At 45.7% G+C, this 15529-nt stretch carries 12 protein-coding genes and 1 pseudogene; 6 read left to right on the forward strand and 7 right to left on the reverse strand.

Annotated features, from left to right (window positions below):
- Nucleotides 1-10 precede the first annotated feature (10 nt).
- The 3 genes and pseudogenes from R7Z10_RS05065 to R7Z10_RS05075 form a co-directional block, all read right to left on the reverse strand.
- Nucleotides 11-564: pseudogene (locus R7Z10_RS05065) on the reverse strand (YtfJ family protein).
- Between the two features lie 79 nt (nt 565-643).
- Nucleotides 644-1363 carry a carbonic anhydrase gene (locus R7Z10_RS05070; protein ID WP_206957436.1) on the reverse strand — a complete coding sequence of 240 codons (720 nt, stop codon included), beginning with the start codon at nt 1361-1363 and terminating at the stop codon, nt 644-646.
- 78 nt (nt 1364-1441) lie between these two features.
- A complete protein-coding gene (locus R7Z10_RS05075) occupies nt 1442-2785 on the reverse strand; it encodes an OmpP1/FadL family transporter (RefSeq protein WP_206957438.1) in 1344 nt (447 codons plus the stop codon).
- Between the two features lie 770 nt (nt 2786-3555).
- On the opposite strand from R7Z10_RS05075, the gene R7Z10_RS05080 reads away from it, so the two are divergent.
- The 3 genes from R7Z10_RS05080 to R7Z10_RS05090 are packed head-to-tail and all read left to right on the forward strand — an operon-like array spanning nt 3556 to nt 8088.
- Nucleotides 3556-4731: an efflux RND transporter periplasmic adaptor subunit gene (locus R7Z10_RS05080; RefSeq protein ID WP_206957440.1), complete on the forward strand. Its 1176-nt coding sequence runs from the start codon at nt 3556-3558 to the stop codon at nt 4729-4731.
- Between the two features lies 1 nt (nt 4732).
- The gene (locus tag R7Z10_RS05085) at nt 4733-6697 is read left to right on the forward strand and encodes a MacB family efflux pump subunit (RefSeq protein WP_029855402.1); all 1965 of its coding nucleotides are present in this window, start codon (nt 4733-4735) and stop codon (nt 6695-6697) included.
- A 14-nt stretch (nt 6698-6711) separates the two neighbouring features.
- Nucleotides 6712-8088, forward strand: coding sequence for an efflux transporter outer membrane subunit (locus R7Z10_RS05090; protein ID WP_213870228.1), 1377 nt, complete (start codon nt 6712-6714; stop codon nt 8086-8088).
- 96 nt (nt 8089-8184) lie between these two features.
- Here the strand turns inward: R7Z10_RS05090 and R7Z10_RS05095 are convergent, their stop codons facing one another.
- Nucleotides 8185-8727, reverse strand: a complete 543-nt coding sequence (locus R7Z10_RS05095; RefSeq protein WP_318104207.1) for a carboxymuconolactone decarboxylase family protein — start codon at nt 8725-8727, stop codon at nt 8185-8187.
- A 111-nt stretch (nt 8728-8838) separates the two neighbouring features.
- Here R7Z10_RS05095 and R7Z10_RS05100 point away from each other — a divergent pair, with 111 nt between their 5' ends.
- The gene (locus R7Z10_RS05100) at nt 8839-9441 is read left to right on the forward strand and encodes a TetR/AcrR family transcriptional regulator (RefSeq protein ID WP_005384344.1); all 603 of its coding nucleotides are present in this window, start codon (nt 8839-8841) and stop codon (nt 9439-9441) included.
- 151 nt (nt 9442-9592) lie between these two features.
- Here the strand turns inward: R7Z10_RS05100 and R7Z10_RS05105 are convergent, their stop codons facing one another.
- The gene (locus tag R7Z10_RS05105) at nt 9593-10849 is read right to left on the reverse strand and encodes a type 2 secretion system lipase (RefSeq protein ID WP_017819748.1); all 1257 of its coding nucleotides are present in this window, start codon (nt 10847-10849) and stop codon (nt 9593-9595) included.
- Nucleotides 10850-11315: 466 nt separating this feature from the next.
- On the opposite strand from R7Z10_RS05105, the gene R7Z10_RS05110 reads away from it, so the two are divergent.
- Entirely contained in the window at nt 11316-13346 is a 2031-nt protein-coding gene (locus R7Z10_RS05110; protein ID WP_053307150.1) for a S8 family serine peptidase, read from the forward strand.
- Nucleotides 13347-13355: 9 nt separating this feature from the next.
- Nucleotides 13356-13718 carry an ATPase gene (locus tag R7Z10_RS05115; RefSeq protein WP_213870230.1) on the forward strand — a complete coding sequence of 121 codons (363 nt, stop codon included), beginning with the start codon at nt 13356-13358 and terminating at the stop codon, nt 13716-13718.
- Between the two features lie 218 nt (nt 13719-13936).
- On the opposite strand, the gene R7Z10_RS05120 is transcribed toward R7Z10_RS05115, so the two are convergent.
- Both R7Z10_RS05120 and R7Z10_RS05125 read right to left on the reverse strand, forming a co-directional pair.
- Nucleotides 13937-15193, reverse strand: coding sequence for a PTS ascorbate transporter subunit IIC (locus tag R7Z10_RS05120; protein ID WP_005384349.1), 1257 nt, complete (start codon nt 15191-15193; stop codon nt 13937-13939).
- Between the two features lie 9 nt (nt 15194-15202).
- A complete protein-coding gene (locus R7Z10_RS05125) occupies nt 15203-15490 on the reverse strand; it encodes a PTS sugar transporter subunit IIB (RefSeq protein ID WP_171342666.1) in 288 nt (95 codons plus the stop codon).
- Between the last annotated feature and the right edge of the window lie 39 nt (nt 15491-15529).

The raw sequence follows: 15529 nt of genomic DNA on the forward strand, positions 1-15529 counted from the left end.
TACCTTAGGTTTAGATATTCTGTTTAATCAGTTCGATGACGTGTGTGACTTCGTCTTGAGTTAAAGCCCCTTCTTTCACGAATAAAATTTCACCTTGTTTATTTTGTACGATAATCGCAGAACTTTCTTGCTGCAGATCCCAAGTTGTTGCTAATACGCCATTTTTGTCTAACACCATGGAAGACCAAGAGAATGTCTTTTTGCTGTCCTCTGCCGACGATTTTACAAATGTACCGGTTCCCCATATGGCGTCTTCTTGGTTGATCACGGTTGTGGTCTGATACTGATCTTCAGGAAAGTGAGCGGCAGTGATTGCTGACATCAGCGGCGCGTTCATCTCTTTGGCTTTACTACGACCTGCAATGGCTTGTATCACACGGACTTTGCCTAACATCTGCTGAGTTGCCCAAGGTTGATAAGCCACATCGTTTCCTTGCAGCGTCATTTCGCCATAGGTATCAATGCTGACGGAAGGGGGGGGGGTTGACCGACAGAAAGGTTATGAGAGAAGGCGAATGTCGGGGCGAGTGCGAGTAAGAGTGACAGAACAGATGGAGTTTTCATCGGGGGTTCCTGTAACGAAGTGAGGTTAGAGCGAATCAAAATAAGGGGCAAATACGATGCCCCTTATCGGATATGGCGATTAGTTAGAAAGTACAACGCGCGCATTTAGCGGTTGCAGCGGACGATTGTTTTGTCCCATGACTTCCATCAGTTTCGCGGCTTGATCTTTGGATAAGGTTTGAGTGTCTTTAAGCACAAACCAGCGCACACCTTCTGAACATGGCGGTGTGGTTAAAGAGCCGTTAAATCGATAGTAGTTTGCAGTTTTTGGCAGTAAGTCGTTAATCTCAAAAGTATCTTTAAAGAAGGTGGTTTGATTCTCTTGTGGGATTGCGTTGATCAGTTTAGACAGCGCTGCGTTTTGATCGCCAGCATCAAAGATCACCGAAATTACCGCCAACTCGCCGTCTGCGTTGGCGTGTACAAAGTGCGCTTCAAGTGGATACTGGCGGCCTTTGATTTGGTTTTCTGAAGGTGTGTGGAAATGGAACTGTTGCAGCTCGAACGTCTCGCCATCAATGGTGAAGCTATTACGTCCGTTCACTTGCGCTTGCAGCGTATGACCATTGTTGGTTAAACCAATGACCTGACCAGTGTACGAAAGGTTCAGTGCTTCCAGTTTTGCATCGGCTGGGTTGTCGATGTTGATTGGGCTTTGGTTTTTCGTGGTTGCGCAGTCTTTGGCGATTTTTCCCCAGTGCTCTGGCCCGTGTTTGTCATTGCCATAGCCCCATTCTGAAGCCTGAGCCGCGCCTAGAGTGAGAAGTGAGAGTGAAAAAGCAAGTAGTGTTTTGTTCATAATAATGTCTCTGTTCGGTCGCTTTGATAAGCGTTGTTACAAGGCAATGACCTAGAGGTTTGATCACTGCCTGACAAATTAGAAACGGTGGCTGAGTTGGGCACCAATTAGGAACGCATTTGAATGGGTCACGCCCGTTACCATCGGTGCAGGAACACCTTCATACGCGTACTCTTCTACGTTGACATCTTCACCAATCAAGTACGTCATGCCGATGTCAACCGTGGTATCTGATGACCATTGGTAAGAGGCACCCGCAGATAACCAGTGACGGTTCGAATCTGGGATAGAAAGCGAAGTCAGCTCATCGACAGGTGTTTTGTCGAACATGTAACCCGTGCGTAGTGTCCAACGTTCATTGGCGTACCAAGTCGCACCGATGGAGTAGTGCGCGGAGTCTTGCCACTGAAAATCTTTTAGCAACTGATCATCAGCTTTCAAGCTGTCAAATGCTGACCAACCAATCCACTGCACAGAATAGTGCAGGGCAAATTTAGGTAAGACGCGGTGATAACCGGAAAACTCCGCAATATCCGGTAGCGGCATAGCAAGTGAGTCGTACGATTCGCCAGCAAAGTGGATGTCACCCTTGGCATCGATGTTAGGGCTGTGCTTGTAGCTTAAACCTAAGCGATGACGTTCGTTAAACTCGTACATCATGCCAATATTCGCACCAAGCCCAATGCCGCCGGCTTCCACATCAAGTGCGTTGCCTTTTACGGATCCACAGCGTTGTTCTAGTTCGTTTCCAAGTATGTTCCCACCAACGCAAAAACCCACGTCCATATCGCGGTACAGCTCACCAGAGCCGTAAATCACATCAATACCACCACCGATACTAAAACGGTCGTTCACCTTGTATGCCAAGCTTGCGCCAAGGTTGACACTCGCTACGCTGGTGACACCGCCAAAAACAGGTGCGCCATAGTTTGGTTTAAACTCCATGTCGGTTCCGAAGTTGGAGTATGCCGATAAGCCTAGATACCAGTCGTCGTTGATAGGGTGAATAAAGTAAAAATTGGGTACAACGGCTGGTTGACCAACGCCATCGACGTCATCAATGTCGGTCACGGTTTGAGAGAAGGACGGGGTAATTTCAACTTGAGGGGACGGAGGAAAACCGCCCATACCAACATTGACATCCGCATTAATGTTAGCTCGATGATATTGCGCATTTTTAACGGTAACGTCAGGTTTGACGTAAGTGACACCGAACGATAAGGCATTTTGTTTAAACAGCGTCATCGCTGCGGCGTTTCGGCTGACTACAGACGCATTATCACCAATGACGGCATCACCAGCAAAAGCACGACCAAGACCCGTCGCCGAATGTTCGTTAATTTGAAAACCACCGGCATACGCCGTCGAGGAGGCTAACCCGATTAATAAATAAATCGGTGAAAGAGTTAATTGTCGCTGCATGTTTTTCTCATGAATTAATTAGAAGTTGTATTGCAACTAAAATTAGTAAAATAAACAAATCTGACCAGTGTATTTAGGAGTAAAACTAACAGTGTGTTGACAATAAGTAAATTTAACTTAATAAATATTTATCGTTGAATTTATTAATGCTTCATGGCGTGAATATAGTGGTTATTTTAAGTGTAAATTAAACCCTGAACCTCTATTTTTATTTTTGCAGTATTACTTCTCTATTTTTATTGTGCTGACTGTTCCCTAACAAATAGAGGGAAATCCAGCGATAAAGTGTCTGTGATGGAAACTCTGAGTCATTTGTATTTCCATTGCATCCCAACGTTGGTAGTTCGAATCAGCAAGAGAACTATCGTTTTAAACCCACATGACACACCCCTCTCGGTCTTACCTGTGTTATGTGGGTATTTTTTATTTAACTTGTCACTTAACTCCTCTTTAAATTCAATCATCAAAATGGCCATCATGAAATTTAAATTAATGGAATGTTGAATAATTTTGGATTTTACTGGTTTGTTAGTATTTAAAAGTTTTGTTTATAATACTTATAACTTGAATTTATATATTAAAAATGGTCTTTGTTATATGTATTGAATAATAAAGTTTTGAAGTGACTATAATATCTCTGATTTTTCACGTTAGTGAAGTTATTCATTCAGTTTCTTGACGTTAATTTACCTATCTTTACGTCTTGTACCCTGTACGGCTAAGACAAATAGCAGTATAAAATCAAAACGATTATTTACTTCACTCCTGCTATGAAACTCAATAAAAAATGGCTCGTTTTGTGTGGCCTACTTGCTATTGGTGCTGGTGGTTATCATTATCTGCAACGTCCAGAACCCATTTCTCCTTACGCGACAGAAGTCGTTCGCAAAGGCAATATCGAAAAGGCGGTATTAGCTAACGGCATGTTGCAAGCGTCCAAATTGGTGAATGTAGGTGCGCAAGTATCTGGGCAAATTCAACGCCTCGCTGTGAACTTAGGGGATGAGATAAAACAGGGGGACTTGATTGCACAGATTGACAGCCTGACTCAGCAAAATAGCCTCAAAGAAGCCCAAGCGTCTCTTAATAGTCTCAACGCTCAGTACCAGGCTAAGCAAGCGCAGATTAAACAAGCAAACTATGAATACGTGCGCCAAAAAGGCATGTTGGCAGCGAAAGCGAGCTCACGAGCTGATTACGAGAATGCCGAAGCGACGCTCGCCATCTACAAAGCCGAGTTAGCGCAACTGGATGCTGAAATCGAGAAAGCCAAAATCAACGTCGACAATGCGCAGTTAGATCTCGGTTACACCACCATCAACGCACCGATGGATGGCACGGTGGTCTACACCGCGGTGGAAGAAGGACAAACCGTAAACGCCAATCAAACCACGCCAACTATTATCGAGTTAGCTAAGTTAGATACGATGACGGTGAAAGCCGAAATTTCGGAAGCCGATGTGATTTTTGTTCACCCAGGCCAAACGGCGCTGTTCACCATTTTAGGCAAACCGAATCAGCAGTTTAAAGGCACACTGCGCGCCATTGAGCCGGGGCCAACCATCATGGATGGCGATGACAGCGATTTGAGCATTTCAGATAGCGACGCCATTTACTACAACGCTGTATTTGATGTGAAGAACCCGCAAGGTATTTTGCGCATCGGCATGACTGCGCAAGTTTCGATTGTCCTTGAGCAATCGGAAAATACCTTGATTGTCCCTTCACAAGTGCTGCAAAAATCTGGCGGCAAAGGCAACTATACCGTGCCAGTGCTTGAACAGGGCCAAGTGGTGGAAAAGCCCGTGACAGTGGGTATCAACAACAAAGTGAACGCAGAAATTCTCTCAGGTTTGAAGGAAGGCGACCAAGTTGTTCTTGGCAATGCTATGGATAGAGAATCATCAAGCCGAGGTGATCGTCGTCGACCTCCAATGAGGTTCTAAGATGAGTGACGTGCTTTTAAAAGTTGAGGATTTAACTCGACGATTTGTCTCTGGCGACGAGTCGCTTACCGTGTTGAACCACATTAATTTAGAGATAAAACGCGGTGAAATGGTCGCGATCGTGGGGGCATCAGGCTCAGGTAAATCGACGCTGATGAATGTGCTCGGCTGCTTGGATAAACCGTCCAGCGGTCGATACTTCATTAATGGGCAAGATGTCTCGACGTTGGAATCTGATCAACTGGCGGAGCTGCGCCGCGAGTATTTTGGCTTTATATTCCAGCGTTACCATCTGCTGGGGGATTTAACCGCGGTGGCAAACGTGGAAGTACCTGCGGTTTACGCGGGAGTTCCTCATCGTCAAAGAACGGAGCGAGCGCAGTCGTTATTGGCTCGCTTAGGGCTGGAAGATCGTTTGACTCACAAGCCCAGCCAACTAAGTGGCGGCCAGCAACAGCGCGTGAGTGTTGCTCGTGCACTGATGAACGGTGGTGAGGTGATTCTCGCTGATGAGCCCACTGGCGCATTAGACAGTCACAGTGGGCAAGAGATGATGGCACTGCTTAAAGAGTTGCATCAACTTGGGCATACGATCATCTTAGTGACTCATGATATGAATGTGGCGAACTTTGCGGATCGCATCATTGAAATCAAAGATGGTGAAATCATTGCAGATACGCCAAATGCACAAGTTGTAATCAATGAGCAAGCAGCAAAGACACCGAGCGCGTCTTTTCATCGCCCAGCGCAAGCCGCCAGTAAGTGGTGGAAGTGGGACAGTTTTATTGACGCGCTCAAAATGGCGCTGCTGGCGATGTCTAGCCACAGAATGCGCACGTTTTTGACCATGCTCGGCATCATTATTGGTATAGCCTCGGTGGTTTCCGTGGTGGCACTAGGTAATGGTTCACAACAGCAAATTTTGTCGAATATTTCATCCATGGGAACAAACACCATTGATGTCAGGCCGGGCAAAGGGTTTGGTGACCGCCGCTCCGGACGAGTGAAAACGCTAACCGCCGACGATGCTAAATCGTTGGAGAGTCTACCTTTTGTCGACAGTGTCACGCCGTCTTTATCCAACAGCTTAACCGTGCGTTACGCCAATCAGGATGCAACCGCGTCTGTGGAAGGGGTTGGGGAAGATTATTTCCGTGTGCGCGGTTATGAGATCGCCAAAGGTCAGTTTTGGGATGAAGAGAGTGTGAATTCGCTCGCCCAAGAAGCAGTGATTGATGACAACACCAGAAAGGAAATGTTTGCGGATAGAAATCCGATTGGTGAAGTGATTTTTCTTGGTTCATTGCCAGTGCGTATTGTGGGTGTCACGCAGAAAAAAGAAGACGCGTTTGGCAACAGCGACGCGCTGAAAATTTGGGTGCCATACACCACTATGTCGGGACGCATGATGGGACAACGCTACCTCAACGGCATTACTGTACGGATTGATGAGAACGCCCCAAGTGCGGCGGTAGAGCAGAGCATCATCAACTTGTTAAAAATGCGCCACGGTACAGAAGATTTCTTCACGATTAACACTGACACCATTCGTCAGAGCATCGAGAAAACCACCGCAACCATGACGTTACTGATCTCAGCGATTGCGGTGATCTCCCTAATTGTCGGGGGAATTGGCGTAATGAACATCATGTTGGTGTCGGTGACAGAGCGCACGAAAGAGATCGGTGTGCGAATGGCTGTGGGTGCGAGGCAAGCGGATATTTTGCGTCAGTTTTTGATTGAAGCGGTACTAGTGTGTTTGTGTGGTGGCATTGCTGGTATTGGCTTGGCATTTTTGATTGGTTTTGCATTCAGTACCTCTGGCAGCAGCTTCCAAATGATTTACTCAATGAACTCGATCATCTGGGCGTTTATTTGCTCAACGTTGATTGGCATCGCTTTCGGCTTTTTACCCGCTCGCAATGCCGCCAAACTCGATCCGATAGAAGCGCTAGCGAGAGACTAAAAATGAGTAACACAATGAAATTCAAAACTCGATTGGTCGCGGCTGCCTTAAGCGCAGTGTGGTTGTCAGGTTGTGGTTCGCTTATGCGTAGCGACTATCAAGCTCCTGAGGTGCAAGTGCCTGCAAATTGGCAACAGATGCATGTTGCGGGTGATGTCAGTATGGATCCTTGGTGGTTGGCGTTTAACGACCCAACGCTTAATCAATACATTACTCAGGTGTTGGCTCAAAACAACGATTTGACGCTGGCAACGCTAACGCTAAAGAAAGCGCGTTTACAGCTGGGTTTAGCGCAAGATGACCTTTTCCCTACGTTGAGTTCTTCCACATCAGGACAAGTTCAAAAATCTCTTGATAGCGGGGAATCGGCAGATAGCTACAGCACTAACTTGTCCGTCAATTACGAGTTGGATTTGTGGGGAAAAATCTCGGCAGACGTTGACCAAGCCAAGTGGACGGCGATGGCAAGTCAACAAGATCGCGAGGCGACCGCACAAAGTTTGGTGGCAACGACGGCATCGTTATATTGGCAAATCGGCTATCTAAAACAGCGCTTAAACCTCAGTCAACGTAATGTGGCAGACGCAGCTCAAACGCTACAATTGATTGAAAAACAGTACCAACTTGGCGCTGTGGATCAGTTAGATGTGCTTGAAGCCAAACGTACGTTGGCAAGCTTACAAGCGCAGCAAAGTGAGTTTGAACAGAGTTTACTTGAGGCAAACAACGCCTTTGCGATTTTGTTCAATCAACCGCCGAAGAGCATCAGTGCAAACATCCAAATGCTGCCTGAAGGCGATATGCCATCGTTGAGTGTTGGTGCTCCGTCTGATTTATTGATCCGCAGACCCGACATTAAAGCAGCGATTTATGACGTCAAAGCCGCGCTAGCAAATAAAGACGCAGCAGATTTGGACTACTTGCCTAAGCTGACGCTCACTGGGGCTTTGGGGGGATCGTCACAAGCGCTCAAAGACCTGCTTTCCAACCCGATCGGCAGTTTAAGTGCGGATATGACGCTACCGTTTTTGCAGTGGAATGAGATGAAAAACAGCCAAGCCATTGCCGATTTAGACTATCAATCGGCTATTGTGAGCTATCGCCAAGTGTTGTACGCCGCATTCCAAGATGTCGAAAATGCCTTGTCAGCACGAGAAAAATTGAAGTATCAAGCGGCGCGTTTACAAGAGCAGTATGATGCCGCAAGTGCTGCTGAGTCCATTTATGCTGCGCGGTATCAGTATGGCTCGACATCGATCATGGACTATTTGAATGCACAAGAAGACACCAGAAACGCGCAAGCTTCTTTGTTGGAAAACCGCTACAACCAGTTTCTTACTCAGGTTACGCTTTACCAGTCTTTAGGAGGAACCGACGTTGCGCCGTTGTAATTAGGGATCAGCGCACACTAGCGAAGCGTCATGCAACAAAGCCTTTTTTGAAGGTATTACTGGTCCCATCAATGGGACCAGTAATAAAAGCTTAAGTTACTTGGCGAACTTCTTGAAAGGTGCATCAACCGGGGTGTCAGCTAGGTGATTGGTGTAGTTACTCATCACTTTTTGCGCTAGACCAAGTACAATTTCAAGCAGTTGCTGCTGTCCGTAACCCGCCGCAAAGAACTTCTCTATCTGAGACTCTTCCACTACACCACGTTGGCGCACCATTTGAAGCGTTGTTTCTCGTAGTGTTTCAAGTTTTTCGTCTGCCAATGGTGTTTGGTTGACGAGAGCATCAACAATCTCCTGATCCACTTTCATTGACGCCGCGATCGCACTATGAGCAGGAACGCAGTAGTGACAACCATGTTCAACGTTGATGGTTTGCCATACGACGGTCAATTCTTCTGTGTTAAATGATGTTTGTTGAAATAGCTCATGCACAACTTGATAACCCTCAAGCAAGGTTGGCGCTTCAGCCATAACAGCATGAAGATTTGGTAGCATGCCAAACGCTTTGACTGAATTTTCAATCAGGTGCTTTGATCCTTCGGGTGCGTTTTCTGCGGTATACAGTTTAAATTCTGTCATGTTTAAATCTCCTGTAATTGGATATGAGCGGATTAGGCAAGAACAGGATAGTTGATTTTGAGCGGTCGCTCAATATAAAATTGAGCATATGTTCAAAATTGATAATTGCTCATGGCGAATACAAAGAAATTCCAACGTGATGAAGTGGTGAAAGCCGCCTCGGATCTATTCTGGAAGAAAGGTTTTCATGCAACATCTACACGTGATTTACAAGATAGCGTGAATCTGCGTCCTGGAAGTATTTATGCGACGTTTGGGTCAAAAGAGGGGCTATATTGTGAAGCGCTAAAAATGTACGTTGCGAACTTGCAAGCCCTGTTTGAGTTGCATTTAGCTCAGAACACAACGGTTCTAGATGCAATAGAAGCTTTCGCGATTGATGTGGTTATCAATCAGCGAGACTCCAATCCCAGTGAAGTGTGCATGTTAGTCAAATCAGCAAGTGAATTTGCTGAGGATTTTAATGCGCTGCGCAATCAAACAAACAGCTTAGCAAACCAATTTGAATCTTTTCTTGCAAAGCTGTTTGAGCGAGCAATCGAGAATGGCGAAATTGAAGCCCAGGATACATTGCTTCTTGCTCAGTTGTTCCAGGTTCAGTTTACGGGTATACGAGCCTACTCATACCGCAGTGATGATGAAACCTTAAAGACGTTGATCTCTATTATGGTGAACAGCTTCCGCGGTAACGTACCAAAACAGAACGCTGAATGAGACTGCTCAAAGTCAACGTCTCTAAATCAACGGCTTGAAGTAAGCGAGCTCAAATAAACCCGTTATCGGGGGTCGATATCGATAAAAAATGACCACGAAGCATCGTGGTCATTTTTATGCAGATTAACTTGCAATGAACAACAACGGCTTATTAAAAGCGAAACTCTTCTAAGTTATTGCTGCTTTCTAACATTTTTTCAGCCACATAACGATGCGTTGCTGTGGTTGGGTGAGTCACATCCCAGAACACGAACTTATCTGCGCCAGATGCTGCACATTCAGAACGTAATGAGTGAGTGTACATGTAGTCAACAGAGGATGAACGGTTGATGTCTAAGCAAGGGTCGCTTGCATTTACGAAACCGTGTTCTTCTGGTGCCGAGGTTAACTTCTCAAACAGTGCGTGTGTATCAAACAATGCGATGTTGTAGCCTTGGGCTTTGTAGTACATCGCTTGTGCTTTGATGAACTCGTTCATCTTCAATACTTTCGCACGAATCGTTTCAATTTCTTCCTGTGTTGAGTATTTGAACTGTGGTGCTTTGGTTGCATCAGGCAGTGTCATCAACATGAAGTTCTTCGCGCCAGCGTCTGTTAAACGAATCAGAGCTTCAGCGTAATCCGCTTTTACTTCCGGCACGCTACGGTTGTAGTTCATGAAATCATTTAAACCAAACTCTAACGTAAACAATGTGTTAGCAGGGTTGTAGTTCTTCGCCAGCTTTGTGTAGGTTAAGTAAGAAGAAACTTGTTCGCCGACACCAGTTAGCGCGATGTATTGGTTTTCACCTGCTGCGCCACCAACTGCCCAGTTGTATAGCGGTAAGTTTTTGGCTTTAGCAACGTATTCCGTCCAAACAAAACCGTTTGAGAAGTGACCCAAGAACCAGCTATTCGGGTTAGGGAAGCGCCATTGGGACGCGTTAAAGATGTTGCCTGTATCAGACAAGCTATCGCCCAAAGCCACTACCTTGTTGATTTGATCTGGTTGCATTGCAGCATCATTGCTCCAGATCGTGTGGTTATAAGAATAACGATTGTCAGCAGCAAAAAATGTAATGTCTGCGTTCTCGTTCGCTAGATCTAGTGTTTCTTCACAACGCTGGCGAATTACGTTTTGTGAGGTATTGGTGTAGAACATGTTTTTAAATGAGACAGAGCTCCACCAATAACCATCGATAGTGAAGTCACTACCATCTTGGTTTTTTGCCCATTTCCAATCGGTAGCCGCATCGTCCTTAGAGTGGCTCGTACGATACCAGCATCGAACGTACGTATAAGTTTGATTTTCTTGCGCGCTAACCACTTCAGCCGCAGAAACCATTGCCGGTGATAAAGTTGGCTCCTCTGCAATGGCGGAGGCAAGCGGAAGTAATGCAGTTAATAGTGTGATTGTTTTTTTCATCATTCACTCTTCTTGTAATGGTTATTGTTCCGAATGCGTGAATACGCTCGGCTATAACAGTATTTAGATGAGAATTTTTCTCACTAAACCTTCTAATTCTGAGTAAATGCTCAAGACAGTCAACAACTAAATATTCAATATTTCAGTTTTGGCACCACGGTCAAAAAATCCATTCAGCATAGCAATCGATTAAATGGGTGATATTTAGAATAATTACTCACTAACATTAATTTAACATTCACTTTTTGTTAATTAAGTAATTGCTTTATAAGGTTTTGTTGATGATTTTTAATGTTAACTTAAAGTGTTTATTGAATGATCTTTTGTACAAATTTGTATATTCATGAAACAAATTGTTTGGCATTTTTGCTCTGTAAACTATAGCTGAAGCTCTCATGTAAACATCATGATGATGACTTTTCATGAGAATATAGTGAATAAAAATTAGCTCAAATAAGGAATAGGGCAAATGCACTACACAACAAGTAAAAAACAAGGCTTATTTTCGTTGTCTGCCGTAGCAATAGCACTGACCACTTCGATGTCAGCGTTTGCGGCTCCACCAATGGGATTTGATGAATCTAAGTTACCGACGAAGTACATCGTCAAATTCAAAGAAGATGCAGTCAGCCGTTCTTCAATGGGGGGTAACTCATTCTGGGGGCCACGAATCGCGCAGGAGTCTGTTCTAGAACAGGTGAAGGCACGTAAGGTGGAAAAACTGGGCAATCGCGCCATTTACAGCGTTGAATTGGATGGCGATGACTTAGAGCCGCTTCGCAACCGTAGTGATGTGGAATACGTGGAAGTCGATCCACCTCGCTATTTGCTCAGCGAAACGACCCCATGGGGATATGAAGCGGTTAATGCTCAACTGCTAGCCGACTTCAATGCGGGTAATCGCACTGTATGTATTATCGATTCAGGGTACGACATTTCGCACAACGACCTAAGCGGTAACCGCGTTGCTGGTACTAACGATAGTGGTACGGGATCATGGAGTGATCCGGGTAACAACAATGCCCACGGTACTCACGTCGCGGGTACGATTGCTGCGATTGCCAACACCGAAGGTGTAAAGGGTGTGATGCCAAACCAGAATGTGAATTTGCACATCGTGAAAGTATTTAACGAATCGGGTTGGGGTTACTCATCTGGGCTTGTTAAAGCAATCCAGACCTGTGCCGATAATGGTGCTAACGTTGTGAACATGAGCCTTGGTGGTAGTCAATCAAGCCGAACTGAGCAAAATGCACTGCAAAATATTTACGATCAAGGCGTTCTATTGATCGCCGCTGCGGGCAATGATGGCAATACAGCGCACAGCTATCCAGCTTCTTATGACTCAGTGATGTCTGTTGCGGCTGTTGATAATCAAAATGATCATGCAGCGTTCTCACAATCTACTAATCAAGTTGAGATCTCAGGCCCGGGTGTGGCGATCTTATCAACGGTTACGGTAGGTGAAGGTAAACTTTCTGATATTACCTTGAATGGTGTAAGTCAGTTTGATCGTGGGATTGTTCCTCACAATCGTTTGATCAATAACGGTTCTTCGTATGTTCCGGATCCAATCGCTGGTTCAGTAACGGCAACGCTAGATAGCTGTGATGTATCTGGCGGTAATGTTAACTGTGGTGATATGTCGGGCAAAATTTGTTTGACTGAGCGTATTGGCAACCAGTCTTCAGGAAACTACCCTGAAGTGGATGCGGTTCAGGCTTGTTACAATGCGGGTGCGCGAGCTGCAATCGTATACAGCAACTCTGAACTACCTGGTTTACAAAACCCATTCTTGGTAGACACAAACAACGCTTATCGTATGGTTTCGGTAACGGTTGATCGTGCATTTGGTCAAGAGCTATTGGGGTATGTTGGTCAGGAAATTACTGTTGCAACAACCTCTGGTGAAGATTACGAGTACTACAATGGTACATCAATGGCGACACCGCACGTAACGGGCGTAGCTGGCTTGGTGTGGAGTTACCACCCAACCTGTACAGCAGCGCAAGTACGTAATGCCCTAGTGAAAACTGCAACAGATATTGATGTTGCTGGTCGAGACAACCGTACTGGCCACGGCCTAGTTAATGCTGAAGCGGCGAAGCTGTTCTTGGACGCTGGCTGTAATGGACCTGATGGTGGTAGCTCTTCGGACTCTAGCTTCTCAAATACCAGCCCTGTTGCGATTCCAGATAATAAATCTTCTGGCGCAATCAGTGCAGTAGAAGTCGATCGCTCTGGTGATTCAGGCACAGTAAGTATTGACGTTGATATTAGCCACACTTACATCGGTGATCTACGAGTGACTTTAACGTCACCGACTGGTGGAGAAGTTGTACTTCACAATAATACTGGCGGTAGCGCTAACGATATAAAAAACACGTTCCAAGCGGATTTTTCTGGTTTTGAATCGCAAGGTACATGGGAACTAAAAGCGGTGGACAGTGCCAGAAGAGACACAGGCACCATCAACAGTTGGACTCTGACCTTTCAATAAGGAGTGACTATGAAGAAGTTGACCTTACTTTCTTTGTCTGTGGTAGGCGCTACCGCACTATTGGCAATCGGACTGAGCTCAAGCAGCTTGGCAAACAATCAAGGATTTCCTCTCGTGGATGAACGCCAAGATCAAGCCGAGCAGCAACCTGCGCGTTACTTTGTTAAGTATCATGAAGGAAAAGAGAGCGAAGTGAGAGCGCTTCTTCGTCAGCACAACATTGAAGTGGTCGACGCTCTGGTGAAACAACACGTGTTGGTTGTGGTGGGTGAACAGGCGGAAGTCGAGAAGCTCGCGGATCACGATGCGGTCGAATACACCGAGCAAGAGCCGACAAGAAAGCTGCTATCTAACGGAAGTACGCTTCAATAAGCTAAACTTGCTTAAGATAGTGCCAAAAAGAAAAACGCCCCTCACGTGAGGGGCGTTTGTTTTCTTTCTACGATTGTTTTGTATGATTATTTTTTATGACTGGTTTCTTCTAAAGCTAGTCGCTTGCTATGACTAGAGATTCTTGAAGATTGATGCCGATGAGCCTATTCGCGCCTCAATCAAGTCAGTTATCAGCTAGTCATATTCAGACTAACCACTTAGCGAACAATCAGACCCAGTAGGATACCAACAGCGCCGAAGTCTGCGTCACTGAAGGTCGTGTTAGCAAAGCCTAGGTCACCAAGTACTGGCATTAGGAATACTGGTAGGAAGGTAATCAGTAAACCTTGCGCAAAAGCACCTAAGATTGCACCGCGACGACCACCTGTAGCGTTACCAAATACACCTGCTGCAGCACCTACGAAGAAGTGTGGAACGACACCAGGGATAATCACAGTAAGACCCATCACGTAAAGTAGGAACATACCCAAAAGACCCGCCGCAAAGCTCGATAGGAAGCCCACCAATACCGCGTTTGGTGCGTATGGGAATACAACCGGACAATCAAGCGCAGGTTTCGCGTTTGGTACTAGTTTGTCTGAGATGCCTTTAAACGCCGGAACGATTTCTGCGATAACCATACGTACACCTTGAAGGATAACGTACACACCACCGGCGAATGTGATGGATTGCATCAGTGCGAACATGAACCAGTGCTTACCACCGCTAACTTCGCGTACAAAGTCACCGCCAGCGAAGATACACGTCACCATAAAGATGATGCCCATGGTGAACGAGATTGCTACAGGCGTATCACGTAGGAACAACAAGCTCTTAGGTACGTTCATCTCTTCAGTAGAGTGTTCTTTATTACCGAACTTGCTGCCAATAAAGCCCGCTAGTACGTAAGAAAGGGTAGAGAAGTGACCAATCGCAACGTCGTCAGAACCTGTTACTTGCTTCATGTACTTGTGAGCAATCGCAGGGAAGAACACCATCACAGAGCCCACAACTAGAGAGCCAAGCGCGATCAGTGGAACACCTTTCATGCCGCTAGAAGCAAGGATCGCCGCTACCATCATTGACATAAATAACGTGTGGTGACCCGTTAGGAAGATGAATTTCCATGGCGTGAAGCGAGCGATCAGAATGTTCACTAACATACCGAAGAACATGATCATCGCCATCTCTTTACCAAACGCTTCTTGTGCGATAGAGACGATAGCTTCGTTGTTTGGAACCACGCCAGTGATGCCGAACGCGTGTTGGAAAATCGTCGCGAAGTCACCCAGAGAAGTTACAACCAGACCCGCACCCGCACCAAGCACGATGAAACCAAGAATAGTTTTTACCGTGCCTTTAATACACTCAGTGACTGGTTTTTTCTGGGCAATTAAGCCGATTAGGGCGATAAGACCTACCAGAACCGCCGGCTCTGATAGGACGTCGTTCATTAAGAAACTGAAAAATTCCATAACGCCACCTTATAGAGCGCCAAGCTCTTGAAGTGCTGCAGATAGACGCTCTTTCATTGCCACTTTGTCGACCATGTTATCAAGCGCAACGATTCGTGGTTCAACGCCAAGCGCGTTCAACTGTTCAACGATGTCGTTAGTACCGATGAAGATGTCACAATCCGTACCTTTTGCAGAGCCTAGATCGATATGATCCACTTCTGCGTTTACATTCAATTCTTTCACGATGCCTTTGATGCTCATTTCCATCATTAGGCTAGTACCAAGACCGTGACCGCAAACAACCATAATTTTCATAATTCAGACCTTTTCTTTTTATAGGGGTGTATGCCCATT

Origin of the sequence: Vibrio sp. Vb1018, assembly GCF_033338775.1 — a bacterium.
Classification (GTDB): Bacteria; Pseudomonadota; Gammaproteobacteria; order Enterobacterales; family Vibrionaceae; genus Vibrio; species Vibrio alginolyticus.